The organism is Mesorhizobium sp., assembly GCF_017306585.1.
Classification (GTDB): domain Bacteria; phylum Pseudomonadota; class Alphaproteobacteria; order Rhizobiales; family Rhizobiaceae; genus Mesorhizobium.
Map to the genome: position 1 here is coordinate 1 of NZ_JAFKIC010000145.1, position 25760 is coordinate 25760.

A 25760-nucleotide genomic window follows, 5' to 3' on the forward strand; every position below is an offset into this window, starting at 1 on the left:
GCCGCCCGCATCCCGATGACGGCGGCGCTCCTTGCGGGCGGGGGCATTCTCGCTTTTTTCCTGTCGCTGGCGCTCGGCGTTGCCGGCGCCGTCAGCAATGGCGGCGCGATGGACAGGTTCCTTCACGCCTTCTCGCTGGTCGGCGCCTCGACGCCGAACTTCTTCGTCGCGGCGCTGCTGGTCATCGTCTTTTCGGTGATGCTGGGCTGGCTGCCGACCTTCGGCGTCAGCGGCTTTACCTCGTGGTTTTTGCCATGGGTGACGATCGCGCTGTTTCCGGCATCGGTGCTGAGCCGCGTCGTCCGCGTCAACCTCCAGGAAGCCATGTCGCGGCCCTTCGCCACGACCGGCTTCGCGAAGGGCTATACGAGGACACAGGTGCTGCTGCGCGAGGCGCTGCCCAACATCGCCATCCCGTTCCTGACCACGTTCGGCGCCCAATTCACGCTGATGATCATCGGCTCGATCGTGGTCGAAACGGTGTTTGCGCTGCGCGGCGTCGGTGCCTTCTTCATCGATGCGATCCGCTTCCGCGACTTCGTCGGCATGCAGTCGGTGCTGTTGCTGTTCGTAGTGTTCTTCGTCGTGGTCAACCTGGTGGTTGACATGATCTGCATGGTTGTCGACCCGCGCATGCGTAGGGCGAGGGGAGCTTGATCCGATGAACATATCCTTGTTCAGGAACATGAAGGACTGGCCCTGGCTGGTGCTGCTGCCGGTCGTCTTCTTTGTCGCGGTCGGTGTGCTCGGGCCGTCAATCATGCCCTACGACCCCGGCGCGCAGGACTACGACGTCACGCTTGCGGGGCCGAGCTGGGCTCACTGGCTGGGCACGGACTATCTCGGCCGCGATATTCTGAGCCGCATCATCGGCGGCGCCCGCATCTCGCTGGTTGCGATGGCGATCGTGCTGGTGGCCGCACTCGCCATCGGCGTCAGCATCGGTTCGTTCGCCGGTTATGTCGGCGGCCGCGTCGAGCTGGTGCTGATCAGCATCATCGACATCGCGCTCGCATTGCCGAGCCTGGTGATCGCGCTGGCGCTGATCGGCATTCTCGGCACCGGCTACTGGTCGATGATCACGGCGCTGACGCTCGCGTGGTGGGCAAACTATGCCCGCATGAGCCGCGCTGTCGTCACCGCCGAATTGCAGCAGCCCTATATCGAGGCGGCAAGGGTGATGGGCGCCAGCCATCTTTGGATCTTTGTGCGCCATATCCTGCCGCATGTTCTTGCCCTTGTCGTGGTCTATGCCAGCGCCGACGCCGGCGCCCTTGTGCTGGCCATTGCGACGCTGAGCTTTCTCGGCCTCGGCGTTGCGCCGCCGGCGCCGGAATGGGGCCAGATGCTGGTCGACGGCATGAGCTACATCGAGGAATACCCCAGGCTGGTCGTCCTTCCCGGCCTGGCGCTCACTTTGGCGGTGGTCAGCTTCAATCTGCTGGGCGAGAGCTTCGCGTTGCAGAAAGTGCCGAGGCCGGTGCGCGGCGGCTTGCTGCGCAAGCGTCGCAAGGCGCGCGCCGTGGAGGAAGCAGAGCGAAACGCCGTTGAAACGGGAACAGCCGCGTCATGAGCGACGAGCCGATCTATTCAATCGAAAATATGGTCATCGATCTCTACGCCACGACCGTTTCCGTGCGCGCTGTCGACGGCGTCTCGTTCAACGTCCGTCCCGGCGAGACGGTCGCCGTCGTCGGTGAAAGCGGTTCGGGCAAGACCGTCATGACGCTCGGGCCGCTCGGCCTGCTGCCCGAAGGCGTGACCGTCGACATCAGGGGATCGGCGCGAGCGGAAGCGAGCGAACTGGTCGGAATGGAGTCCCGGCGATTGTCCGACCTTCGCGGCCGCTATTTCGGCGTCATCTTTCAGGACCCGATGAGCGCGCTGAACCCGATGCTGAAGATCGGACCGCAACTGGCGCGCCAAGCACGCCGCTTTGCCAAACTCTCGCACGCGGATGCCCGCAAGGAAGCGGTCTCACTGCTCGCACGCACCGGCATCCCGGACCCGGAAGACCGCTACGATCGCTATCCGCATGAAATGTCGGGCGGCATGCTGCAACGCGCCATGATCGCGCTGGCCCTGGCGAGCCGGCCGCGCGTGCTGATTGCCGACGAGCCGACCACAGCGTTGGACGCCACGGTGCAGGCGCAGATTCTGGAGCTCATCCGCCAGATCCAGCGCGAGGACGGCATCGCGGTCGTGCTGATCACTCACGACATTGGCGTCGTCGCCTCGGTGGCGGACCGGGTCATGGTGCTCTATGCCGGCCAGGTGGCGGAGGAGGGGACCGCGATGGACGTGCTGACGCAGCCGACGCATCCCTATACGCGTGGACTGCTCGCCTCCGTACCGGATTTCCGCGCCGATGAACGCGCCGCGACAAAGGAGATACCGGGCCTGCCGCCGAACCAGATCAAGCTGGAGCCGGGCTGCCGTTTCGCCGACCGATGCGAACTCGTTGAGCCCGAATGCCGCGTGCATCGGCCGCCGTTGCAGACGATCTCGACGGCCGGGACGCCGCACAAGGTGGCATGCCCGGTGGTGCTAAGGCGGGAAGGGATTGCGGTCCATGTCTGATGCTGCTGCAATTGAAGTAAGGGGACTGAAAGTCCATTTCGCCAACCGCTCCGGCACGGGCGCCGTGCGCGCCGTCGACGGCGTCGATCTCACCATCCCGCGCGGCGCCTTCCACGGCATTGTCGGGGAGTCCGGCTGCGGCAAGACCACGCTCGCGCGCACCATTGTCGGCCTGCAGAAGGAGACAGAGGGCACGGTGCTGATTTCAGGACGGGATCGCGCCCAATGGCTGAAGTCCGAACGCAAGTCATTCAGCCGAGAGGTCCAGTTCGTGTTTCAGGATCCGCTTGGCTCAATGAGCCGTCGCCAGACCATCTACCAGACGCTGGAGGAGCCGCTGCAAATCCATCGCCTCGGCTCTTCGGCCGAACGCCGGCGCCGTATCGGCGAGCTGCTGGATCTGGTGGCGCTGCCGCAGACCGTGCTCGACCGTCTGCCGCGCTCGCTCTCCGGCGGCCAGCGCCAGCGCGTTTCGATAGCCCGGGCGCTTGCCCTGAAACCGTCGATCCTGGTCTGTGATGAACCGCTCAGCGCGCTCGACGTGTCGATCCGGGCGCAGATCGTCAATCTATTCACATCGCTGCAGAAGCAACTTGGCCTCACCCTCGTAATTGTCGCGCACGACCTGGCGATCGTGCGTGAGGTCTGCTCCAACGTGACGGTGATGTATCTCGGCCGCATCGCTGAAGCCGGCGTGACGCGGCCGCTGTTTCGCGAGCCGGCCCATCCCTACAGCCAGGCGCTGCTTTCGGCGGTACCCTCTCCCGATCCGCGCATCGAGGCCGACCGCCGCCGTATCATTCTCGCCGGCGACCCGCCGAGCCCCAGCGCGCCGCCGCCTGGCTGCCGATTCAACACGCGCTGTCCCGTGGCGATCGATGTCTGCAGGATAAAGGAGCCGATGTTGCGGACTGTGCCGCATGGCGGGGTCGCGGCCTGCCACTTGGCCGACGGCGAGCGGCGACCGATAATATGACTGAGACCCGGCATTATCGCCGGGCAGGTTTGATGTCCGAGCTACTGATGCCCAATAGGCCCACGCCCTGAGCCGCCATCTTCTGAAAGAAGTCATCGATCTGCGTCGGCGACAGCCTGCTCTGCTCGGCGATCCACCAGGCAAGCACGGCCAGAAATGCTCCTGATATGAACTGGACGGCGAATTCGATCGGCACGCCTGTGTCGCCGATCCGCTTAGGGGTAAGTTCCGTCCGCACGGCGCGGCGTATCCGTTCACGCAATTGGTCGTGGATCGTATCGCCGCTGCTCGAAAGCAGCGCGTGGTGAAGCGACCGGAACGCCCGCGCGTGCTCGAACATCGGCAGGCTGAATTCGAACAGGCGGTTGCCCGTCTTTTCGTCTGCCGACACGCGCCTGCTCAGCGAGTGCAGATGCGCTTCCAGGGTCGCGCTGCGCAGTTCGTCCTTGCCGGTGTAGTGGGTGTAGAAGGTCGACCTGCCGATATTTGCCTTCTGGCAGATATCTTCCACGGTTATGGACGCATAGCCGCGCTCGGGGATGAGCGCAATCAGCGCGTCCTGCAGCAGGGCACGTGTGCGCGCGACGCGCCTGTCGATGGTGCCCCTGTCGTCGGTCCGCTCGATTTTCATGGTCACTGCCCCTTGCCGCGTGCGGTTTCGGACATTCAGCGGTCCGGTGTCTGGCAACAGCAGTCCCGGACACGGTGTCCAATATGATACGCCAAGTCCAGAAGCTCAAGGATGCTTTGAGCACACCGCAAACCGACGAGGAGGCAAAAAGACATGCACCAATTTGGTCATCAGGCCGGCAACGGACAGCATTCGCGAAAGGGCGTCATTGTGCTTGCCGTGCTTGTCAAACTGTCGCTGGTCGCCGGTTTCCTGCTCATGCTGAAATTCGGGGCCGGCTACCTCAGTGCCGGCGCATGGACGGGGGCGCTCCACGGCCTCATCCTTGCCGCGGTTGTGGCCTTCGCGCTCTGGGGCGGCTTTCGTCACATGCGGCCTGCAGGGAATGGCGCGCATGGCGCCAGCGACAAGGGCATCGGCATCGTCCTGCACAGGGCGGCAGGCTACGACCTGCTTGCGCGCGTCCTGACTTGGGGCCGCGAGGACCGGCTCCGTGAATTCATGCTGCGCCTTGCTAGGCTCGAGCCAAGCGAGGCGATGCTCGATGTCGCGTGCGGGACGGGCACGCTGGCCATTGCCGCGAGACGGCTGGTCGGTTCCAGCGGCAGCGTCGCCGCGTCGATGCGTCAGCCGAGATGATCGAGAGGGCGCGCGACAAGGCCATCCGCGCCGGCCTCGGCCTGGACTTCGTCAACGCGACCGCTCAGGAAATCCCGTTCCCGGACGGACACTTCGACATCGTGATCGGCACGCTCATGCTGCATCATCTGTCGCAACCCGTTCGATCGGTCTTCTTCCGCGAAGCGAAGCGCGTGCTGAAGCCCGGCGGCCGACTGCTGCTGATCGACTTCGGCAGGCCGCTACGCGGATCCAGAATGCCGAGGCTCCACCGGCATGGGCATATCGACATGAATGCTGTCGCAACGCTGTTGGCCGAGACAGGTTTCAAGATCGACGACATTGGCGCCGTCGGGACCATGAACCTGGACTACGTTCGTGCCACGACTGACGAAGCTCTGCCTGGCTGATCGCGGCCTGCGGCGGCGGCCAGACCGGGCGCGCCGCCGCGAGACACGCCCGTTACACATTGCGCACGGCGGCGAATATTCTTTGAAAATTTGACGAAGTGTTGTCTGACGGAATCGGTGCCGGTAACCATTTCGCATGTTCCTGCTGCTCGTCACAATCGCCAAGGTCGGTCGCTATCTTGTTCTTGCGGCTGTAACCCTGAAGGTGATTTGATCCTGCGATCATGTCCGCTCCCATTTCGGCCTGCTTGCAATGGCAGGTGTCCTGCGTGATCGAAAACGAGCGAAGAGCGAGCCAAAGATGCGCCTGTCAGGCATAGTATCCAGCGCGGCATTGTTGCTCGCCTCAATTGCGTCGGCGGGCGCCCATCCCCAATTGTTTGCCGAGGCGAAGCTGGATTTGACCATCGGTCCTGACCAAACCGTCAAATCGCTTCGGCATCTCTGGCGTTTCGACGACCTCTTTTCCAGCACCGTGCTGATGAAATTCGACAAGAATTCCGATCTCGTGCTCGACGCGGAGGAACTCGCCGCCGCCGCTCTCACCATCCATGCCTCGCTTGCCGAGTACAACTATTTTCAAATGGTCACGGTGGATGGCAAAGACGTAGCGATGTCGCCGCCGGCCAAGCTTGTTACCAGCTATGAGAACAACCAACTCGTCATCGAATTCGACCCGAAGCCCAAGGGAACGTTGCCGCCTTCCGGCAAAGTCAGCATCGGCGTCTACGACCCCACCTTCTACACGGCGATCGATTTCACGAGCGACGACAAGATCGCGGTGGCCGGCCTGCCTAAAGACTGTTCGCGCTCGGTGGTGCGGCCCGACCCCGATACCGCAATCGCACAGAACCAGGGAAAGCTGACGGACGCGTTCTTCAGTGATCCGACGGGAACCGATCTCGGCAAGATTTTCGCGACACGCCTCGAACTGACCTGCGGGTGAGCCGGTTCGATGGCCCTTTTCCAGACCCTCGTCGAATTCCAGCGCACGATCTACCTGGCGCTGGCCGAGCAGATCAAACTGCTTTCGGCCGGCGGCGGCTGGCTGGCCTTCATGGCCTTTCTGCCGATGGGCGTGCTCTCCGGTGCGGCGCATGCCCTTACGCCAGGGTCACAGTAAAGCGGTACTGGCGACCTATCTCGCTGGATCGGAGGCAAAGGTTGCGCGCGGACTATTGGTGTCGCTGACGCTTTCTTTCACCCATGTGACGATCGCCGTGCTGATCGCGGTTCTCTCGCTGCCGTTGGTTTCGATCGCGCTTGGTAGCGTTGGCCGGGCGCCATTGCTCGAGGACATCAGCCGCGGTCTCCTTGGCTTGATAGGCGCCTGGATGGTTTGGCGCGCTCTGCGCCACCGCCATCACCACAAACACGAGGGCGAGGTGGTCGGCGTGATGGCGGGACTGGTTCCGTGCCCGCTTACCTTATTCGTCATGACGTTCGCGATCGTACGCGGCGTACCGGTGGCTGGTCTGTTGTTTGCCGGCACGATGATGATAGGGGTGGCGATCACTCTTTGCAGTGTGGCGGTCCTCTCCATACTGCTCCGCGAAAGCCTGATGCATTTCGTTGAGAGCCGGCCGCGCCTGTTCGATGCGATCACGCGCACCATTGAAGGGTTGGCTGGTGCCGCTCTGGTCGCCCTGGCAGTCCATGAAATCCTGCTTCGCTGATCCGACCGCGTCGCGGGGGCGGTCGAGCATTAGGCCTGCCAAGGCCATTTTTCGCATTCGTTCCGAACCTGGGTACGGCTCAGCCCCAGGTCTGCAAGCTGATGGTCTTCGAGCTCGGCCAATTGTTCGCGTTGGCAGTGGCGTTGTATCCAGCGCGATACCATCACAATCGGTCCTGCCACATTGTTGATGATGTGACGGACATGTGTCGGCAGTGACGACGAAGGCCTCCGCCCTTCAGTCAGCGGGTAGTTCAACATTTCTCATCCTTTCGCGGCATCCGTGTTGACGTGTGGCCTTGAAATGCTCCAATCTGCTGGCGGGTGCAAAGCATGGTTTCTCGTGCTTGCCCAAATTTTTCTCATGATATGGTGCGAGATTGGCCCGCCGACTGCCATCACTCAACGCCCTCAAAGCCTTCGAGGCGGCGGCACGTCATGAGAGCTTCACCAGGGCGGCGGAAGAGCTGTCCGTGACGCAGGGTGCGGTGAGCCATCAGGTGAAGGCTCTTGAACGCGAACTGGGCATCAGGCTGTTCGATCGCGAATGGCAAAAGCTGAGCATCACACGGGCCGGCCTCTCCTATCTGGAGGTGGTGCGCGATGCCTTCGACCGGATCGCTCTCGGCACGGAACGTCTACAGCATCTATCTCGGGCAGGGGCTCTGACGGTCAGCACCTCGCCCGACTTTGCCGCCAAGTGGTTGGTCAACCGCCTTGGCCGGTTTGCCGAGATGCACCCCGATATTGATCTGAGGATTTCTGCAACCATGCATCACGTCGACTTCGCCAGAGAGGACGTCGATCTCGCCGTGCGGCATGGCGATGGCAACTGGGCGGGCCATGATGTTGTCCGCCTGTGCTCCGAGGAACTGTTCGCCGTCTGCAGCCCCAAACTTCACCAGCGGATGCGCGAGCCGTCCGATGTGCTGAAATTTCCATTGTTGCATCTTGATGACCGAAAGGACTGGTCGGAATGGCTGGCAGCCGCTGGCGTAGTCGATGCCGAACTCTCGCACGGACCGGTCTTGAACCGCGCCAGCATGGTCATAGACGCTGCCATCGACGGCCAGGGCGTTGCACTCGCCCGCACCACGCTTGCGGCTTGGGATCTTATCAACGGGCGCCTCGTAAGACCGTTCGCCACGGCTCTGCGATTGTCCAAGACCTACTGGATCGTCTGCCCGAAGGCTACATTCATGCTCCCGAAAATCACGACGTTTCGCGACTGGCTGTTGGCCGAGGCGGCCGATGATGTGCGCAGGCTCAAGACGCTCGCTCCATAGGCCTAGTACTTCCAGATCACGATGTCCCGTACGGGGTACTTTTCCAAGGCGGGACGGGCGATCCTGCAACTGTCTTAGATAGCAAGGCGGCGGCTCGCCGGACGGCGCGTTTGGCGGCTTCTACGAGAGGCTGCTGGAAGGTTAGGCGGCTCGAAGCGGAGTAAGCTAAGACCTAATAGATTGCGTTGTCGTCGTTTGCTGGCGTGCTAGGCGTGGCTGACGGTAGCGGATGTCCACGTAACCAATTGATTGTATTTAAGTGGTAGCGGGAGAGCGCTACCGCCTTTCCCCCCACTCATCAGATCGGCAGTTCCTGCTCCGTTGTCTTGGATGAGGGGTCATTTGAACAGCTCCTGTCTGTCCAAGGTACACGTTGTTTATCTCGCGCCAATTTTCTGCGACCGAAATCCGCACACAGTTTCCGTACAAGAATCGGCCTTTGAATTGCTGTTTGGATGCCACCTCGGTCGTATGTCCAGGAAACGGTCGTTTTCCGTACAATTGGCGGTGCACCATCCGCTGATATGGATTCTTGCCTGCCGCTCGAGCGGCCTACCGTCTGTGAGATAGAGCTCCTGCTTCTACGCAGGCTGTCTGATTTAGATCAATGCAGGAGGTGGGGTTAACTGCGACAGGTCTGGTTGTTGAAAGAAGGTTCAAGGCCACTGGAACAGATCGTATCGGCCTCCGTTCAGATATTGGGGCACGTGTGCATCGACGCCAGATTAAAACCCAAGGCGCAGCCGTCGGCCTCGCTGGGTACAGATCGGAGACCCACATCATGACAACCAGCAACCTCGAAGTCGGCGATCTATTCTCGATCCTTGGCGCTAAAGGGATCGAGAAGCAATTGATGCGCAACGCAGGTGTTCACGGTGCGTCGGTCAACCCTGTTTCGGGGACGACGACGGTCGATTTCGATCCGGCGAAAACTGATTTGCTGGCCATCCAGGCAGTGATCAACGACTGCGGCTATCATTGTGCCGGGCAAGCCGTCCCTAATCACCTTTGCGAGAATCGTCCGGCCTCGGAAAAGGCTATCGAGGGCAAGGCAAAGCCCGTCGGTGCGCACGCCGGAATGGACATGCCAATTACGACGCCCGTTAGCAAAGCGGACGAAAAATCCGGACACAAGGATCATAGCGGCGCTCAGACCGATGTCATGGCAAACGAAATGGGCCACGGCTCTGGTATGGACATGCAGGCAATGGTCCGCGACATGCGCAACCGGTTCTGGATCGCCCTGGTTTTCAGTCTGCCTATCTTTCTGTTTTCGCCAATGGGGCTCGACTACATCAAGTTGCCGCCCCCCTTCGGCCTGCGCCTTGACCTGGTTCTTTTCGTCTTCGCCAGCCTGGCGATCCTTTATCCGGTCTGGCCCTTCGTCGTTGCCGCGTATCGATCGATCAGGAGCGGTGTCGCCAATATGGCGGTGCTCATCGTCCTCAGTGTCGGCACGGGATATCTCTTCAGCGTTGGATCGACGTTTTTCTATGGCGGGGAACAATTTTACGAGGCGTCGGCAATCCTCCTCGTTTTCATCCTGCTTGGCCATTGGCTCGAAATGCGCGCCAGGGCAGGTGCGTCTGAAGCCATACGCGCGCTGATGGATCTGGCGCCGCCAAAGGCCAATGTGCTGCGTGACGGAAAGGAAATCGAGGTCTCAACCGCCGAGGTTGCAGTGAACGATACGGTCATCATCAGGCCTGGCAACAAGATTCCGGTCGATGGCAGTATCCTCGAGGGCTCATCGCAGGTCGACGAATCGATGCTCACTGGTGAATCCATGCCGGTTGGCAAGAAAGTCGGCGACGGCGTCATCGGCGCGACGATTAACAAGAGTGGCACGTTCAAATATACGGCAACAAAGGTTGGCGCGGACACGGCACTGGCCCAGATCGTCAAACTGGTTCAGGAAGCCCAGAATTCCAAGGCGCCGTCGCAACTACTGGCGGACCGCGCCGCACAATGGCTGGTTTTTGCCGCGGTCTTCGTCGGCCTGCTGACATTTGCGGTCTGGTATTGGGTGGTCGGACAAACCTTGCTGTTCGCTCTGACGCTGACAATCACCGTTTTTGTCATCGCATGCCCGGACGCACTCGGCCTTGCTACGCCAATGGCGATCATGGTTGGCACTGGACTGGGTGCGATGAACGGCATCCTGTTCAAGAACGCGGCGGCACTTGAGGAGGCAACCAAGCTCGACATCATCATTTTCGACAAGACCGGCACACTGACCATGGGCAAGCCGGAGGTTGTGGATCTGGTAATGGCCACTGGCACATCGGAGGAACAATTGCTGTCGGCTGCCGCCGCCGTGGAGGCAGGATCCGAACATCCCTTGGCGCAGGCTATCCTGCACCGTGCCGAGAAAATCACGACACCCAAAGCAACCGACTTCAAAAGCATCGAGGGCAAAGGCGCGCAGGCGAAGGTCGATGGCAAGCTCGCGCTGCTCGGCAACAAGCTGCTTATGAGTGACAACAAGATCGATCTTGGTGTGCTGGCCGCGAAGTCCGAAGAACTTCAGGGTGCCGGACGCACGGTTGTTCATCTCGCTTTGGACGGTAAGCTTGCGGGTCTGATCGCCATAGCCGATGCGGTGCGGCCGACGGCAATCGACGCGATAAGGGCAATTCGCGCTCGCGGCGTCGAAGTGGCCATGCTCACTGGAGACAATAAGGGCACGGCCGAACGCATCGCCAAGGGGTTGGGAATTGGCGTTGTGCTTGCCGACGTGCTGCCGGGCGACAAGGCGAGCAAGGTCAAGGAGCTTCAGGCTCAGGGCAAAAAGGTCGGTATGGTCGGCGATGGCGTGAATGACGCGCCGGCACTCGTCCAGGCCGACGTCGGTTTTGCGATCGGAGCTGGTACCGATGTCGCAATGGAAAGTGCTGACATTGTCCTCATGAAAAGCGACCCATTCGATGTGGTGGGTGCGATCGAACTGTCTCGCGCCACCTTGCGCAAGATGCACCAAAACCTTTGGTGGGCGGTGGGCTATAATGTGATTGCCTTCCCGCTGGCCGCCGGTGTCCTATTTCCTTTCCTGCTCGGCCCCAGCATAGCTGCAATTGCAATGTCGGGCAGCTCGGCTCTTGTCGCAATCAACGCGCTCATGTTGAAGCGCACTAAGGTGACCGGCATTCGCCGCCAAAGCGCTACAGCTGCGCTGGTTCCCACTGCGCTCCCGATCCTTCCGGTTCCTGCCGTATGAGCAAGGCGGCGAATCCTTCCGGAGTTCCGCTCGCCACGATGGCGGTACTGATGTTGGCAGTCTTTACCGTCTCCATGGGATTCGGGATCGTGCTGCCGCTTTTGCCGTTCTTGATCGAACGCCTGCTCGGGGCAGGGGGCGACGCGGCGCAGGTATCGCGAGCTACCGGGCTTTTGACCGCAATTTACACGTTGGCCCTGTTTCTGTTTGCGCCCGTTTGGGGGCGGATGTCCGATCTGTTCGGCCGCCGCGTCATTATGTTGGCGGGTCTTGTCGGGTTCGGCGCCACCATGTTGGTGTTTTCAGGCATAGAGAACCTCCTCGGTCTCTATGCCGAGCGGTTTTTCAGCGGTCTGTTTGCCGCTGCGGTGACACCAGTTGCTCTTGCGGTGATTGCCGACCTGGCGGTGGATAAGGAAGCCCGGGCGCGACGCCTTACCTTTGTCAGCCTGGCGGGGATCAGCGGTTTCCTTTCAGGCCCCATGATTGGGGTGTTCATGGCCGGGGAAACGATCAGTTCTCCGATAAATTCCAGCAGCGACGGATCGCTTGCGATTCCGCTCTCGGCGACAGCGGTTCTGGCTCTTCTAGCCGCCGCAGCCGCGGCGCTCATAGTTCCGGGTCCGAAGGCTGGAGCAGCCATTCAACAGCACGAGCATCACCTTGGACACAAACACCAGTGGCTCGTGGTGAGGCTGCTTGCTTTGGCGTTTGTGGTTTCTGCTGGTGTCGGGGTGTTCGAAGTGGGACTTGCGCTGCGCGGCAAGCAGGAACTCGGGCTCACTCGAACCCAGATTGCCATGATGTTTACGGAATGCAGTCTGGTCATGATCATCGTCCAGGCCATCGTTTTCTCGCCCTGGATTAAACCCGAGACCACGCGCTGGCTCATCGCACCTGCCCTGGCGGTTCTTTCGGCCGCGCTGTTCCTCATGCCCTTTGCCTATGATTTCCCGTTGATGCTGGCGGGCGTAGGTACGGTTGCGGCCAGCGCCGGCATTCTTTCGCCGATCCTGACATTCTGGATTTCCAGCAAGGCCGGTACGGCACAGGGAGCGGCGTTCGGCACGCAGACGGCGGCGGCAAGCCTCGGCGGTGCCGTCGGGGCGGCGGCCGGTGGGCTCCTGTTCGACGTTGCCTTTCTGCCGAACGCATCGTTCATTCTCACGGCCGTATTGATCGCGCTTGGGTTTCTCCTGAGCCTCGGCCTGCCGAACCTGCTTGCACGCGGCAAACCTGATCGACCCGTACCTGTCGCAACTCTCGCGTCATCCGCCGGCAGCCAGCCGAAGGCAACACCGTGAATCCTCTCGCTAGTCATGAAGATTTAGCGATGTTGCAGCGAGAGACGTTCGATTATTTCGTTCATGAAGCGAACCACGCCAACGGCCTCGTTCTTGATAAGACAGAAGAAAACTGGCCCGCAAGCATTGCCGCCACCGGCCTTGCGCTGGCCTGCTATCCAGTTGGCGTCGAGAGTGGGTTCATGAGCCGGAGCGCGGCTGTGGAACGCACCTTGGCCACGCTGCGCTTCTTCTGGAATAGCCCTCAGGGGCCGGAGCCGGACGCAACAGGGTATCGCGGCTTCTACTATCACTTCCTGGATATGCAAACCGGCCGGCGCGCCTGGCTTTGCGAGCTATCGACTGTTGATAGCGCCTTCCTATTTGCGGGCGCCTTGGCGGCAGCGGCCTATTTCGTTGCGGACGTAGCCGACGAGCGGGAAATCCGCGTGCTTGCCGACGCACTCTATCGCAGCGCGGACTGGCAGTGGGCGCAGAACCAGGGAGAGACGGTGACGCACGGCTGGAAACCGGAGAGCGGGTTTCTCGAGTACCGGTGGGAGGGCTACGATGAGGCTCTGCTCCTCTATATCCTGGGTCTTGGCTCTCCCACTTACCCGCTTCCGGAAAGTAGCTACACCGCCTGGACGTCCAGCTATCGCTGGGAGAGCTGTTACGGCTATGAGTTCCTCTACGCCGGCCCGTTGTTTACGCACCAGCTGTCCCATGTCTGGATCGACTTCCGCAGCCTTCAGGACCAGTTCATGCGCAACAAGGCAAGCGACTACTTCGAGAACAGTCGGCGCGCCACCCATGTTCAGCGGCGATACGCCATTGAAAATCCGCGTGGGTTCGACGGCTATGGCGAACACTGCTGGGGGATTACCGCAAGTGAGGGGCCTGGCCCCGCTTCTCTCAAGCTCAACGGCATTCAGCGAGAGTTCGAAGACTATGTGGGACGCGGCGTGCCCTACGGGCCTGATGACGGCACCCTCGCGCCTTGGGCAGTCGTCGCCTCCTTGCCGTTCGCTCCCGAAATCGTCCTTCCTGCGATCGACTTCTGCATCCACCAAGCCAAGTTGAAGGTCGGCAAATACGGCTTCAACGCGGCCTTCAATCCAACCCATCCGGGCGAGCCTGGCAATCCCTACGGCTGGTGGGTGTCGCCATTTCACTTTGGACTAAACCAGGGACCCATCGTGTTGATGATCGAGAACCATCGCAGCGGCTTGTTGTGGCAATTGATGCGCTCATCTCCACCCATCCGCAGTGGCTTACAACGGGCAGGGTTCGAAGGGGGCTGGCTCGGATAGTTCTCCTGGGATGCCCGCAAACCGAGCGCCCGGGCCTGCTCCAGGTCGCATGCTCCGACGTGGGAACCGGCAATCAAGCATTTGCAGAAGTGGCCTCCGTTTTGCCTTCAGGCGCGCGGACCTCTCCTTCCGTCACAATGGATCAGGCCACTATCTTTCGAGCTCAAATGGCCGCGATCATCTTTTCCAGCATGCCACGAACCTGGCCAGCCAACGCCTTCAGTTGGTCGTTCGGAATCGCCTGCATTGAGGCCACCGGATTAATGGCACTGACCATCACCAAGCCCGCACCAGTGGATCGAACAATCACATTGCAGGGGAGCATGGCGCCTACTTGCGGTTCGATCTTGATGGCTTCGTAGGCCATTTTGGGATTGCAAGCGCCAAGGATGAGGTAGTCCGCGACCACCGCGTCGATCTTCTTTTTGAGTGTCGCTTTGACATCAATCTCCGTCAGAACGCCAAAACCTTGGGCGGCCAGCGCGGCACGGGTCCTTTCGACAACCTTGCTGAATTCCTTGTCGGTAAATGTCCGGTCGATCGTATAGCTCATCTCAAATACTCCGGCTTAAAGTAGGCATCCCGCTATTTCATAAGATATTTGGCAAGCGCGGCGACGGCGAGGACTGCCAACAAGCCAATCAGCAGCATCCATGTGCCGCCAAACCACATCCCGCTTCCGTCCATCATTGCATTTCCCCTTGAGGTTTGATTTTGCATGGCTGGCTCAGGGTTTCCGCCCGGGCGTGCAAACGGCGGCCTTCGCTTCACCTCGATCGTGATATTACTATTCTGACCTAGGACTGCTTTGATCTTGATCAAGGGAAAACAATTGAAGCATTTTGGAATAGACATCTCGCCAAGCTTCTTGGTGCGGATGCGGAGTAGCTATAGTCCGTTTTCCACCTGTGTTTCGCTGACATGTGTCAGGACGCTGCGGGCTACGGCCGCGATCACAGCCAAAGCGTCGGCGGTGCCGTCCGCTTCGCCCTTCTCAAAATCACCTTCGGTCTGACCCATCTGGTTTGTTACGTGGGCGAAGCAGATAACATGCTTGTGACGCGCCTCCGCAAAGGCGTAGAGCGCGGCCGCTTCCATCTCAACGGCCGCAATTCCTTGTGCCCGGCGCGCTTTAATCGCGCGTTCCGTCTCACGAAACGGGGCGTCGGTTGTCCACGTCGCCCCCACGTGAATCGGTTCCGGCAGATTCGACAGATTAGGGCGAACCAATTCAATCAGGTCCGCGTTGCCCTCGGCAAATTCAGCGGGTGGCATATAGTGGTGGCTGGTTCCTTCATCGCGAAGGGCACGGTCGATCAGCACAAAGTAGGGTGGCGGCCCGAGGGACGTAATCTGTCCGGCAGAGGTAATGCTGATAAGCAAGCGGCAACCCGAGGCAAAAAGCTGTTCGGCGACCAATACGGCGAATGAGGAGCCGACCGCACAGCCGACTATGCCGAGCCGCTGGCCGTCGAGCTCAAACTCGTCAAGAGCGGTGTGATAGCAGGCCCAACCCCTCGATGGGCGCGCGCGGCCTTCTTTCCGTAGACGGCGCACAATGTCGCCGTCGGGGTCAAGCACGCACACGGATGGCACCGGTTCTAATGAGAGCCCTTTCTGCCGCCGCGCCTCGCGCAGCATGTTTTCAACCTGAAACACAGATTCGGCTGAATAGTCCTTCAGCTCAAACAGCGGGGACAGCGGGATTGGCACCGTCATGTGCTGCGCTCGAACACAACGCCGTAGTGATAAGGCGGAAGGTCGACCAAGCGACTGAAACCAAATCCTACGGGCTCGACGACGACTTCTACGGCTTCGGGTGGCATGCGCATATCTGTTTTAGGCCCTCGCGGCCGACCGAGCACGGTCGTCTGTTCTCGCGGCAGCTGGTGCCAGTTGACGACAGCAAACAGCCCGAGCGGCTTGAGTGTCTTGGCAACCGCCCGGACAAGGCCAGCCTGGTCAGGCACTCCATGAAAGGTATTGGCAATCAACACAAAATCGACCTGCTCGGGAATCAGCTGCTCAATGTCGCGGGCATCTGCGGTGATCCACTTCAGCACCGACACGCCTTGGCGCGACGCTTCTAACCGGGCCAGTTCAATCATCTCCGGGTCGAGATCCAGCGCGTAAACACGCCCGTCGACGATTTTTGCAAGTGGCGCGGTGAAATAGCCGTCCCCGCAGCAAAGATCGAGCACCGTCATACCCGGACTAACACCCAAGGACAGCAAAAGGCTTGCGGGGTCGGGCCATAAAGCCGCCCACCAGTCGCGGTCCGGCATCGATGTCGCGGGAAAAATTGCGCTCATGAAAGCAGACTAAAACGCCGGCACACAGAAGGCCACGCCAGCGGTCACCCATCAAGTAATCTTTATCGTTACCTCCGTGGTCGTGGCTGCGGTCGTCAGGTCGGCCAACCCTTCGGTCACCTCGCATTCCAACTCGGTCCTGAGCTTCGACAGGCCGCTGATTGGCTCGCCGCATCCACCAGACGAGCTTGGCGCGCAAATAGAGTGCCCGCTCGCAGTTTCGCGACGAGGGCTATTGCGTCGCTATCATTATACATTATATGCAATTGTATATTGATAACGCAGGTGACCGATATGAGAATGATCCGTGTGAACGACAGGCTGTCTGTGGGGCCTCAGCCCTCGACATCCGAAATCCTATCGCTGCCCGACCAGGGGTTCGCAGTCCTGATCAACGCACGTCCTGATAGGGAAGAACCCATCCAGCCTGGAAACGAAGCGGAGCGAGATGCTGCCGATCGTGCGGGTATTTCCTACGGCTTTATACCCGTCACGATGCCGACCATCACCGAGGCGGACGTTCGGGCCTTCCAGGCGGCTATGGCCGATGCCGACGGCGCGGTTTTTGCTCATTGCAAGACCGGCACGCGCGCCCTGATCCTGTATGTGCTGGGTGAGGCACTCGATGGCCGTATGTCGTCACTGGAAATCGCAGATCTCGGCCAAAAGCTGGGAATCGACCTGTCGGCAGCGTCCCGGTGGCTCGAAGCGCACAGGCAACTCCGACCGGAAGTGAAGGGCTTCTTCGACCCCCGGACATGGAGCGTGCAGTACGTCGTTTCGGATCCCCAGAGTGGCAAGTGCGCGATTATCGATCCAGTTCTCGATTTCGATGAGAGGTCCGGAGCGACTGCAACGCTCAATGCCGACACGCTGCTTTCCTATGTTGCCGAGAAGGGGCTGACCGTTGAATGGATTCTCGACACCCATCCTCATGCCGACCACTTTTCGGCCGCGCAGTACCTCAAGGAGAAGACAGGTGCCCCGACCGCGATTGGAGCGCGGGTGGTCGATGTCCAGCACTTGTGGCAAGGCATCTATAACTGGCCTGAACTTCGCGTGGACGGTTCGCAGTGGGACAGGCTGTTCTCGGATGGCGACACTTTCAAGGTCGGTTCCATCGAAGCCCGCGTGATGTTTTCGCCTGGTCACACCCTGGCGTCGATTACCTACCTGATCGGCGATGCGGCTTTTGTTCATGATACCATCTTCATGCCCGACAGCGGCACGGCTCGTGCTGATTTTCCTGGTGGTGACGCTCGCATCTTGTGGAAATCGATCCAGAACATTCTGGGTCTTCCAGACCAAACCCGGCTGTTTACTGGCCACGACTACCAGCCGGGCGGACGCGAACCGAAGTGGGAAAGCACGGTCGGCGAGCAGAAGCGCACCAATGAGCATCTGGCCGGCATGACCGAAGAGGCTTTTGCCAAACTGCGTGTAGCGCGTGACCGTACGCTGCCGATGCCGAAACTGATTTTGCATGCCTTGCAGGTCAACATTCAGGCGGGGCGTCTTCCAGAGCCGGAAGCAAACGGTAAGCGCTATCTGAAATTCCCCCTGGATGCACTGGAAGGAGCAGCGTGGTGAGCGAGATCCAGCTTGATGCAATGACGATGAGGATGTCGCCTGCCGCCATGGAGGCCCGCGCCGGCGAAGTTGCGGCTCTATTGAAGACTCTGGCACATCCAATGCGGCTCATGCTCGTCTGCACCCTTGTGGAAGGGGAGCTTTCGGTTAGCCAACTGGAAGAAGTGCTCGACATCCACCAACCGAACCTTTCCCAGCAACTGACAGTGTTGCGCGATGCCAAGATTGTGGAAACGCGGCGTGACGGGAAACAGATCTTCTATCGGTTGACCGCCGAGAAGGCTGCTCAATTGGTTTCAGCGCTTTACACGATCTTCTGTTCGGAAGGTCGGTCATGACCTCTTACCTCGTTTCCCTTCTGGGCGGGGCTCTGATCGGCCTTTCATCGACGATGCTCCTGATCCTGAACGGCAGAATCGCCGGCATAAGCGGTGTCGTTGGCAGGCTGGCCCAAGGCATCAATACCGGGACGAACGCAGCGTTCGTCGTCGGATTGCTGCTTGGCCCGGTCGTGTACTTCGCAGCTTTTCATCATTGGCCGGCCGTGACGATAACGGCGTCGCTGCCGTTGATTATGCTTGCAGGATTGCTGGTCGGCTTCGGATCCCGGATGGGCTCGGGTTGCACCAGCGGTCATGGCGTCATCGGCTTGGCGCGGTCATCGCCACGTTCAATCGTCGCGGTTTTGACATTCCTTGCGAGCGGCATCCTGGCTGTCGCCCTTCTTCACGGAGCTCTCTCGTGAAACACACCCAATTACAGGTTTTGGCCGCTTTGGCCGCGGGCACCATTTTCGGGTTTGGTTTGGCGTTGTCGGGCATGCTCGACCCTGTCCGGGTTCAGGGCTTTCTCGACGTTTTTGGCGCATGGGATCCGAGCCTGGCATTCGTGCTGGGCGGTGCCGTTGCAGTTGCAATGGGAGGCATGGCCTTTATCCGGCGGATGTCGCGACCGCTGCTGGCGGATAGCTTCCATTGGCCCATGGACTCGCGGATTGACGCCCCTCTGGTCATCGGCTCGGCGATCTTCGGCCTTGGATGGGGTCTGGGCGGGTTTTGCCCTGGCCCGGCGATGGCTTCTCTGTCGCTTGGGCTAACGCCGACGCTGGTCTTCGTAGCCTTTATGCTGGCGGGGATGATTGCCCATGATCGCTTCTTCGGGAGAACATCATGACCAATGCCTTGTTTGCCGCCGTCGGCTCCGGCGGTCTGGTCGGTTTCACTCTTGGTCTGGTCGGCGGCGGTGGATCGATCCTTGCCACGCCGCTCTTGCTCTATGTTGTCGGCGTCGCCCAACCGCACCTCGCCATCGGCACAGGCGCGCTTGCAGTGGCCGCCAACGCATTTGCGAACTTCGCAGGCCACGCCTTGAAGGGTCACGTCTGGTGGCGTTGTGCGCTTGTCTTCGCGGCGCTGGGCTCCGTGGGTGCCCTGGCGGGTTCGAGCCTCGGAAAGTCGATCGACGGGACGCGTCTGCTCTTCTTCTTTGGGCTGCTTATGCTGGTGGTCGGCGGACTGATGGTTCGACCACGCCGTAGCACTTCGACGGCAGCCCGGCCTGTCGATGCCAAAATGTGCGCGATGACAGCGGCAGTCGCCGTTGCCGCCGGCGCGGCCTCTGGCTTCTTTGGCATTGGCGGCGGCTTCCTCATTGTCCCCGGATTGATCCTGGCCACCGGAATGCCAACGATCAATGCGATTGGTACATCCTTGCTTGCTGTCGCAGCCTTCGGCCTCGCGACCGCCTTCAACTACGCCTTGTCGGGAATGGTTGACTGGCAGCTGGCAGCTGAATTTATCGGTGGCGGCTTTGGCGGCGGCTTGATCGGCATGTTGGCGGCGACACGCCTGGCGTCCTACAAGAACGTGCTCAATAGGATCTTCGCCGCACTCATCTTTGTCGTCGCGAGCTACGTTCTCTACCGGAGTATCGGCGAACTCGCTCGGTCATAGGCTGCCATGCCAGTTGGTAGGCGGTTTCCAGGCCCAGAGGCCGTAGGCGGAAGATTGCTCGACCATTGTCATGCTCCTTTGTGGTGAGTGGTGCCATCTCGCGCGCCCGGCACGGGTTCCTTATGCCTGCTGGCATGGCCGCCGTGACCGCCATGCCCGCGGTGGCCGCCATGCTTGCGGTGAAACATGTGAAGCAGAGGGCAGGTGAGCAGCAGCAGAAAGGGAAGGACACCGAAGGTATGAGCTCGGTGCTCAGTGAGAAGGAAAAACGCAGCGATCAGCAGGAAAGCGATCGTGACCAGGCCGGTCTTGGAAGTCCAAAATCCGCCTGCCTCGGCCTCCGGTTCTGGTTCGGACACGGTCGGGGGAGCGGACATGCGGTGCACGTTGTTGGTATTCATGGGATGGGTTCCTTGTTTGTCAGCGTTTGTCATTGCCGGAGCTTTCGAGCCCATACGCGATGAGGCTCACGGCCCAGACCAGCGCGCAGGCGAACAGTGGCCACCTGAAGTCGGAGCCAATCGTGAAGTTGACCACCGACATCAAGCCGATGGACGACGCTCCTCCGACCAGGGCCCCGGCCACCGCGACCGCATGGCGCGCGCGAAACGCGGTGACTGCCAGCGCAATCAGGAGAACGCCGGTGGCGAGTGCGTAGCCGCCGAGCACCCTAAAAACCTGCGTCAGCCACACCGCGAGACGTGGACCGATCGCTTCGAGCTCGGCGGCCGAGAGATTCATATAGCGGACATCCTCGGGCAGCAGTGGTGGCCTGAGTGCGATGAAATACAGTCCGATCCCGGCGATGATGGTTCCGGCCAGAGCAAGAGTTGCGGACGACGTCGTCCATGGATTGACTGCAGGTTTCATGAGTGGAACCTCGCCAATCGAAGCTGGGTTTTCATGATTGGTTCCTCGTCGTTGGTGTGAATTGCGGTCGACTCTGGACGGTGCCCAAGGCCAGGCCAGATCGCCGCTGCTGGTTATGACTTCGGGAATCGGTCGCGCGATTTGGGGCCTTAACGGGCACTGTTGGATTCAACAGTCCCTTGGGCTGCGACGGCGCGATATCAGGCCAAGGTCTGGGGAGGTTGCAGGAGTGCCTCGGGGTCGACGCCCGTTGGCAGGAATGCCTTGCCCGCCATGAACCGGGCGGCAACCGGCGCATCATGAAGAACGTCGCATTCGCCGGCGAAAATGCCTCCAGCACAACAGCCGGAGCCGGTCGAGTGCACGCAATCCAGGCAGTTGTCACATGGCGCGCGATGGTCGTCTTGGTCTGTGAACGCGATATTACCTATCGCGTTGTCCGACGTGCTCGTCGATTGTCGCAACGTCGGCAGAGACGCCGGCTCCGAAAGCCTGCCCGGCAAGACCAGCAATGGCACCGCCCGCGATCAGGAAGATCACGGACAGCAGTAATCGAAGCTGAGCCAACGCGCTTTTCATGTGTTTAGTATAGCCCAATTGCATAGCGCCCCTTTGACGCAAATCAATGCCGGCACGCCCAAGAGAGCGCTCAGTTCAGCGGTTCTCATCCGACACTGATCGGATGTTTACCCAATTCTCCCTGGAGACACGGGGATGAAACCCTGAGGTGAGATCATTGCTGGCAATGTCGCGTTCCACCGAGACCACCGTCAGGATAGAATCCGCAGCCGAGACCGTGTTTGCCTATCTCGACGACCACAGACATCTCGGGGTTCACATGAGCGCCTCATCATGGATGATGCTCGGTTCGAAGATGGATTACGAGTTCGATACACATGAAGCCCGTTCGGTCGGCTCCAAGTTCGGATTCCGTGGAAAAATACTCGGAGTTGCGCTGTCGGCGGAACAAGTGGTTGCGATCCGGATGGCGCCCAGATTGAAGGTCTGGGAAACCATCGGGGTCCCAAATCTCTGGGTGATCGGCCGTTATCGCATGGGCTTCAAGATCGTCCCAGAGGCGGGAGCCTGCCGGCTTCGGGTCTTCATCGACTATGACCTGCCGGAAACGGCGCCAGCCCGATTGCTCGGCATGATCTTTGCGAACGCCTATGCACGTTGGTGCACGGGTCAGATGGCGAAAGGCGCAGCCCGTTATTTCGAGAAGCTCGGGGCGCGGGCAGTCCCGAGCATTCAAGCATCTAGAAAGTCAGCCGAACAATGACGGACCGAATGGCGCGCGAATGCGTTGGTGTCCATTCACTACGACTCGACAAGCAGAGGCGCGTCGCCATCCGGCGGCATTTGCAAACAACGCAACGGAGCTGACATGACCGAGCACGCGAGAGTAGCAGTCCCCGGTGGGCGGCTGTCCGAAAGCCAGTTGCGCGATATTGATGCCTATTGGCGCGCCGCCAACTATCTGACGATCGGCCAGATCTACCTGCTCGACAATCCGCTGCTGCGCGAGCCCTTGCGGCTGGAGCACGTCAAGCCGCGCTTGCTCGGCCACTGGGGAACTTCGCCGGGCCTGAGCTTTATCTACGCCCATCTCAATCGCGCGATCCGGCTTCGGGATGCCGATGTGATCTATGTCTGCGGCCCCGGCCACGGCGGCCCGGCAATGGTGGCGAACACCTACCTGGAGGGCACCTACACCGAGATCAATCCGGATATAACAATGGATGAGCAGGGAATGCGAAAGCTGTTCCGGCAGTTCTCGTTTCCAGGCGGAATCCCGAGCCATGCCGCGCCCGACGTGCCGGGTTCGATCAATGAGGGCGGCGAACTGGGCTACGCGCTTTCTCATGCCTACGGCGCGGCCTTCGACAACCCAGACCTTGTCGTCGCTTGCGTTGTCGGCGATGGCGAGGCCGAAACCGGACCACTGGCTGCGGCGTGGCACTCCAACAAATTCCTCAATCCGGCGCGCGACGGCGCGGTTCTACCGATCCTGCATTTGAACGGCTACAAGATCGCCAATCCGACGATTCTGGGCCGCATTCCCGAAGATGAATTGCGGGCGCTGTTTATCGGCTACGGGTATGAACCGCTGTTCGTCGAGGGGCACGAGCCGGCACTGATGCATCAACGAATGGCGGCCGTTCTGGACGATGCGCTCGACCGCATCCGGGACATCCAGCACGCCGCGCGCGCTGGTTCGGCGCCGACGACGTCGCGACCAAAATGGCCGATGATCGTGCTGCGTAGCCCCAAGGGCTGGACTGGTCCGAAGGAGGTCGACGGGCTGAAGACCGAGGGCTTCTGGCGCTCTCATCAGGTCCCGTTGTCGGGACTTGCGGAAAATCCCGAACATCTCAAGCTGCTCGAGGAGTGGTTGAAAAGCTACCGACCCGAGGAACTGTTCGACGCCGTGGGTGCTCCGGTGGTCTCGATCCGCGCTACTGCACCCCAGACCATGCGGCGCATGGGCGCCAACCCGCATGCCAATGGCGGGCTGCTGCGCAAATCGCTCAACATGCCCGGATTGAATGACCATGCCGTGGCCGTCCCTCAACCCGGCGCTGTCAAGGCCGAGGCAACGCGAGTAATGGGCACCTTCCTGCGTGACGTAATGGAGTTGAACCGGGCCGCGAAGAATTTCCGCATCGTTGGCCCGGACGAGACCGCCTCGAACCGGCTTCAAGACGTGTTCGAAGTCACCGAGCGTGCCTGGATGGAGAAGATCCTGCCCGAGGACGTTCATCTCGGGCGTGACGGCCGGGTCATGGAAATCCTTTCCGAGCATACCTGCCAGGGCTGGCTCGAAGGCTACCTGCTGACGGGACGGCACGGTCTGTTCTCTTGCTACGAGGCATTCATCCACATCGTCGATTCCATGTTCAACCAGCATGCGAAATGGTTGGATGCCTGCCGCGACATTCCATGGCGTCGGCCCATTGCTTCGCTGAACTACCTGTTGTCGAGCCATGTTTGGCATCAGGAACACAATGGCTTCAGCCATCAGGATCCCGGCTTTATCGACGTCGCCCTCAACAAGAAGGCCGACATCGTGCGCGTCTATCTGCCGCCGGATGCCAACACCTTGCTCTGCGTGGCCGACCATGTGTTGCAGACCTGGAACCGCATCAACGTCATCGTCGCCGGCAAACCGCCATCATGGCAGTGGCTGTCGATGGACAAGGCGATCGTTCACTGCAGGGCGGGCGTCGGCATCTGGGACTGGGCCTCGACGGATGCTGGTGCCGAGCCGGACGTCGTCATGGCATGCGCCGGCGATGTTCCGACGCTCGAAACACTGGCGGCTGTCCAGATCCTCAGGCACCATGTTCCAGAGCTCAGGATCAGGGTGGTCAACATCGTGGACCTGATGACGCTTCAGCCGAAGGAGCATCACCCGCACGGCCTGTCGGATCGAGATTTCGACGCGCTGTTCACCACCGGCAAACCCGTCATTTTCGCCTATCATGGCTATCCCTGGACCGTCCATCGCCTCACCTATCGGCGGACCAACCACTACAACATCCATGTGCGAGGCTTTAACGAGGAAGGCACGACCACCACGCCCTTCGACATGACGGTTTTGAACGGCCTCGACCGGTTCCACCTCGTCCAAAGCGTGCTTGATCGGGTTCCGGAGCTCAAGAGCGTACGGGTCGGGTTGAAGCAGGCGATGGACAGCAAGCTGCTTGACCATCGAGCCTATATACGCGCCCATGGCCAGGACATGCCGGAAATACTCGACTGGAAGTGGGGGCAGGATCCAGATGCGGCGACGACTCGTTCAGGTTGAGCCGATGCCCTTATTCCGGAAATCGCCGCGACAGCATATCGGACGCCCCTATGACTGACGCCATCCTCGTTCTGAACGGCGGTTCCTCGAGCCTGAAGTTCGCCGTCTTTGAGGGATGCGACGAACTTCCCCCGCTGCTGCGCGGCAATGTCGCCTCCCTCGGGCAGCATCCGCGGCTGCGTGTGGAGGCCGCGGCGGGATGGCTTGAAATAGACAGGAGCCTGGGCGGCGGACCAATCGATATCGGGGAGGCATTTGCGGCGGTTGCCTCTGTGCTCGCCGATCGCGATCTTCTGAACCGCATCGGCAGGGTAGGGCACAGGATCGTTCATGGCGGTCGTGATTTTACGGAAGCCACGCGGCTTGACGCGCGCGCGATCGAGGCGCTGCGCCTGCTCGAACCGCTGGCTCCGATCCATCAGCGGATCAATCTCGAGATTGTCGCACTGGCAGCCGACCTCCTGCCACAGGCGATTCAGGTTGGATGCTTCGACACCGCGTTTCATTCTGCCCGGCCGGAACTCGCCAAGATCTATGGCCTTCCGCGCGCGATGACCGAGGCGGGCCTCGTCTCCTATGGCTTTCACGGACTGTCCTATAGCCACATTGTTTCGAAGCTGCGTGACCGCTACGGCGCCGGCGCCGGCGGCCGGGCGATCGTCGCCCATCTCGGCAGCGGTGCGAGCCTGTGTGCCATGAACGCTGGAATAAGCGTCGCCACGACGATGGGGTTTTCAACGCTCGACGGCCTTGTAATGAGCACGCGTTGCGGTGCGCTCGATCCGGGGATCGTCCTCCACCTTCTACAGGACAAGAAGCTTTCGACCGACGAATTGGGCGTCCTTCTCTACGAGCAATCAGGCCTGCTAGGGGTGTCGGGAATATCCGGGGACATGCAGACGCTGATCGGCTCTGGCGATCCTGCTGCCGCCCAAGCCGTCGATCTTTTCATCTATCGCGTTGGGCGCGAGATCGGGTCTCTGGCTGCTGCTCTGGGAGGGCTGGATACACTGGTGTTCACTGCCGGTATCGGCGAAAACGCTCCGTCGATCCGGGAGAGGATCGGTGCCGCGGCCCGCTGGCTCGCCGTCAGCATCGACCATGACCGGAACCTAAAGGCGAGGAAATGATCAGCCTCGCCAGTTCCGGCGTCGACGTGCTTGTCATTCGCACGGATGAGGAGAGAGCCGTCGGCAGCCAATTGCTCGCGGCGTCCTCGTCGACAAGGGCAAGACC

At 60.7% G+C, this 25760-nt stretch carries 25 protein-coding genes and 3 pseudogenes; 20 read left to right on the forward strand and 8 right to left on the reverse strand.

All coding sequences use genetic code 11. From position 1 onward, the window contains the following. The 4 genes from J0I79_RS15620 to J0I79_RS15635 all read left to right on the forward strand — a co-directional run. Positions 1-657: ABC transporter permease (locus tag J0I79_RS15620; protein WP_292860215.1), on the forward strand; the 657-nt coding region annotated here is incomplete at its 5' end. A 4-nt stretch (positions 658-661) separates the two neighbouring features. Next, entirely contained in the window at positions 662-1573 is a 912-nt protein-coding gene (locus J0I79_RS15625; protein ID WP_206533625.1) for an ABC transporter permease subunit, read from the forward strand. After that, entirely contained in the window at positions 1570-2580 is a 1011-nt protein-coding gene (locus J0I79_RS15630; protein WP_127385732.1) for an ABC transporter ATP-binding protein, read from the forward strand. The genes J0I79_RS15625 and J0I79_RS15630 overlap by 4 nt, the downstream gene beginning before the upstream one ends. Next, entirely contained in the window at positions 2573-3556 is a 984-nt protein-coding gene (locus J0I79_RS15635; RefSeq protein WP_127385731.1) for an ABC transporter ATP-binding protein, read from the forward strand. The genes J0I79_RS15630 and J0I79_RS15635 overlap by 8 nt, the downstream gene beginning before the upstream one ends. Before the next feature lie 13 nt (positions 3557-3569). On the opposite strand, the gene J0I79_RS15640 is transcribed toward J0I79_RS15635, so the two are convergent. Further along, positions 3570-4187: a TetR/AcrR family transcriptional regulator gene (locus tag J0I79_RS15640; RefSeq protein WP_292860222.1), complete on the reverse strand. Its 618-nt coding sequence runs from the start codon at positions 4185-4187 to the stop codon at positions 3570-3572. Between the two features lie 369 nt (positions 4188-4556). Here J0I79_RS15640 and J0I79_RS15645 point away from each other — a divergent pair. From J0I79_RS15645 to J0I79_RS15660, 4 genes and pseudogenes are all read left to right on the forward strand, one after another. Next, positions 4557-5215 (forward strand): annotated as a pseudogene (locus J0I79_RS15645) (methyltransferase domain-containing protein). Between the two features lie 136 nt (positions 5216-5351). After that, positions 5352-5429: pseudogene (locus J0I79_RS15650) on the forward strand (DedA family protein); the annotation flags it as partial. A gap of 87 nt (positions 5430-5516) precedes the next feature. Beyond that, positions 5517-6161: a DUF1007 family protein gene (locus tag J0I79_RS15655; protein ID WP_292860280.1), complete on the forward strand. Its 645-nt coding sequence runs from the start codon at positions 5517-5519 to the stop codon at positions 6159-6161. Between the two features lie 9 nt (positions 6162-6170). Beyond that, positions 6171-6891: pseudogene (locus J0I79_RS15660) on the forward strand (sulfite exporter TauE/SafE family protein). 29 nt (positions 6892-6920) lie between these two features. Here the strand turns inward: J0I79_RS15660 and J0I79_RS35130 are convergent. After that, positions 6921-7151, reverse strand: a complete 231-nt coding sequence (locus J0I79_RS35130) for a DUF1127 domain-containing protein (protein ID WP_206524354.1) — start codon at positions 7149-7151, stop codon at positions 6921-6923. A gap of 119 nt (positions 7152-7270) precedes the next feature. Here J0I79_RS35130 and J0I79_RS15665 point away from each other — a divergent pair, with 119 nt between their 5' ends. The 4 genes from J0I79_RS15665 (at position 7271) to J0I79_RS15680 (ending at position 13989) form a co-directional block, all read left to right on the forward strand. Further along, complete coding sequence (locus tag J0I79_RS15665; protein WP_127385875.1) at positions 7271-8176, forward strand: transcriptional regulator GcvA; 906 nt, start codon at positions 7271-7273, stop codon at positions 8174-8176. Positions 8177-8957: 781 nt separating this feature from the next. Further along, positions 8958-11393 carry a heavy metal translocating P-type ATPase gene (locus J0I79_RS15670; RefSeq protein ID WP_206524324.1) on the forward strand — a complete coding sequence of 812 codons (2436 nt, stop codon included), beginning with the start codon at positions 8958-8960 and terminating at the stop codon, positions 11391-11393. Continuing rightward, positions 11390-12697, forward strand: coding sequence for an MFS transporter (locus J0I79_RS15675; protein ID WP_245465188.1), 1308 nt, complete (start codon positions 11390-11392; stop codon positions 12695-12697). Before J0I79_RS15670 ends, J0I79_RS15675 begins: the two co-directional genes overlap by 4 nt. Before the next feature lie 29 nt (positions 12698-12726). Further along, positions 12727-13989: a glucoamylase family protein gene (locus J0I79_RS15680; RefSeq protein ID WP_292860228.1), complete on the forward strand. Its 1263-nt coding sequence runs from the start codon at positions 12727-12729 to the stop codon at positions 13987-13989. A gap of 163 nt (positions 13990-14152) precedes the next feature. Here J0I79_RS15680 and J0I79_RS15685 read toward each other — a convergent pair whose 3' ends face one another. The 4 genes from J0I79_RS15685 to J0I79_RS15700 are packed head-to-tail and all read right to left on the reverse strand — an operon-like array spanning position 14153 to position 16301. Further along, positions 14153-14542, reverse strand: coding sequence for a DUF302 domain-containing protein (locus J0I79_RS15685; protein ID WP_127385655.1), 390 nt, complete (start codon positions 14540-14542; stop codon positions 14153-14155). Between the two features lie 32 nt (positions 14543-14574). Next, positions 14575-14844, reverse strand: a complete 270-nt coding sequence (locus tag J0I79_RS15690; protein ID WP_127385654.1) for a hypothetical protein — start codon at positions 14842-14844, stop codon at positions 14575-14577. Between the two features lie 33 nt (positions 14845-14877). After that, on the reverse strand, positions 14878-15708 hold the full coding sequence (locus J0I79_RS15695) for a nucleoside phosphorylase (protein ID WP_292860235.1): 831 nt from the start codon (positions 15706-15708) through the stop codon (positions 14878-14880). Continuing rightward, positions 15705-16301 carry a class I SAM-dependent methyltransferase gene (locus J0I79_RS15700; protein ID WP_127385652.1) on the reverse strand — a complete coding sequence of 199 codons (597 nt, stop codon included), beginning with the start codon at positions 16299-16301 and terminating at the stop codon, positions 15705-15707. The genes J0I79_RS15695 and J0I79_RS15700 overlap by 4 nt, the downstream gene beginning before the upstream one ends. Positions 16302-16595: 294 nt before the next feature. Between J0I79_RS15700 and blh the strand changes: the two genes are divergently transcribed. The 5 genes from blh to J0I79_RS15725 are packed head-to-tail and all read left to right on the forward strand — an operon-like array spanning position 16596 to position 19843. Continuing rightward, on the forward strand, positions 16596-17891 hold the full coding sequence (blh, locus tag J0I79_RS15705) for a bifunctional sulfur transferase/dioxygenase Blh (RefSeq protein ID WP_292860239.1): 1296 nt from the start codon (positions 16596-16598) through the stop codon (positions 17889-17891). Between the two features lie 20 nt (positions 17892-17911). Further along, a complete protein-coding gene (gene bigR / locus J0I79_RS15710; RefSeq protein ID WP_127385929.1) occupies positions 17912-18229 on the forward strand; it encodes a sulfite-sensing transcriptional repressor BigR in 318 nt (105 codons plus the stop codon). Further along, positions 18226-18636, forward strand: a complete 411-nt coding sequence (locus J0I79_RS15715; protein ID WP_127385927.1) for a YeeE/YedE family protein — start codon at positions 18226-18228, stop codon at positions 18634-18636. The genes bigR and J0I79_RS15715 overlap by 4 nt, the downstream gene beginning before the upstream one ends. Further along, positions 18633-19064: a YeeE/YedE family protein gene (locus J0I79_RS15720; protein WP_127388914.1), complete on the forward strand. Its 432-nt coding sequence runs from the start codon at positions 18633-18635 to the stop codon at positions 19062-19064. Before J0I79_RS15715 ends, J0I79_RS15720 begins: the two co-directional genes overlap by 4 nt. Then, positions 19061-19843 (forward strand): sulfite exporter TauE/SafE family protein, encoded by a 783-nt coding sequence (locus J0I79_RS15725; protein ID WP_136618609.1) that lies wholly within the window; start codon positions 19061-19063, stop codon positions 19841-19843. The genes J0I79_RS15720 and J0I79_RS15725 overlap by 4 nt, the downstream gene beginning before the upstream one ends. A 68-nt stretch (positions 19844-19911) precedes the next feature. Here J0I79_RS15725 and J0I79_RS15730 read toward each other — a convergent pair whose 3' ends face one another. After that, positions 19912-20244, reverse strand: a complete 333-nt coding sequence (locus J0I79_RS15730; RefSeq protein ID WP_127385758.1) for a DUF2933 domain-containing protein — start codon at positions 20242-20244, stop codon at positions 19912-19914. 19 nt (positions 20245-20263) lie between these two features. Further along, on the reverse strand, positions 20264-20713 hold the full coding sequence (locus tag J0I79_RS15735; RefSeq protein WP_127385757.1) for a hypothetical protein: 450 nt from the start codon (positions 20711-20713) through the stop codon (positions 20264-20266). 745 nt (positions 20714-21458) lie between these two features. Between J0I79_RS15735 and J0I79_RS15740 the strand changes: the two genes are divergently transcribed. From J0I79_RS15740 to J0I79_RS15750, 3 genes are all read left to right on the forward strand, one after another. Then, a complete protein-coding gene (locus J0I79_RS15740) occupies positions 21459-21995 on the forward strand; it encodes an SRPBCC family protein (RefSeq protein ID WP_292860286.1) in 537 nt (178 codons plus the stop codon). 105 nt (positions 21996-22100) lie between these two features. Continuing rightward, complete coding sequence (locus J0I79_RS15745) at positions 22101-24524, forward strand: phosphoketolase family protein (RefSeq protein WP_292860247.1); 2424 nt, start codon at positions 22101-22103, stop codon at positions 24522-24524. A 50-nt stretch (positions 24525-24574) separates the two neighbouring features. Beyond that, positions 24575-25654 carry an acetate kinase gene (locus J0I79_RS15750; RefSeq protein ID WP_292860250.1) on the forward strand — a complete coding sequence of 360 codons (1080 nt, stop codon included), beginning with the start codon at positions 24575-24577 and terminating at the stop codon, positions 25652-25654. Positions 25655-25760: the final 106 nt, after the last annotated feature.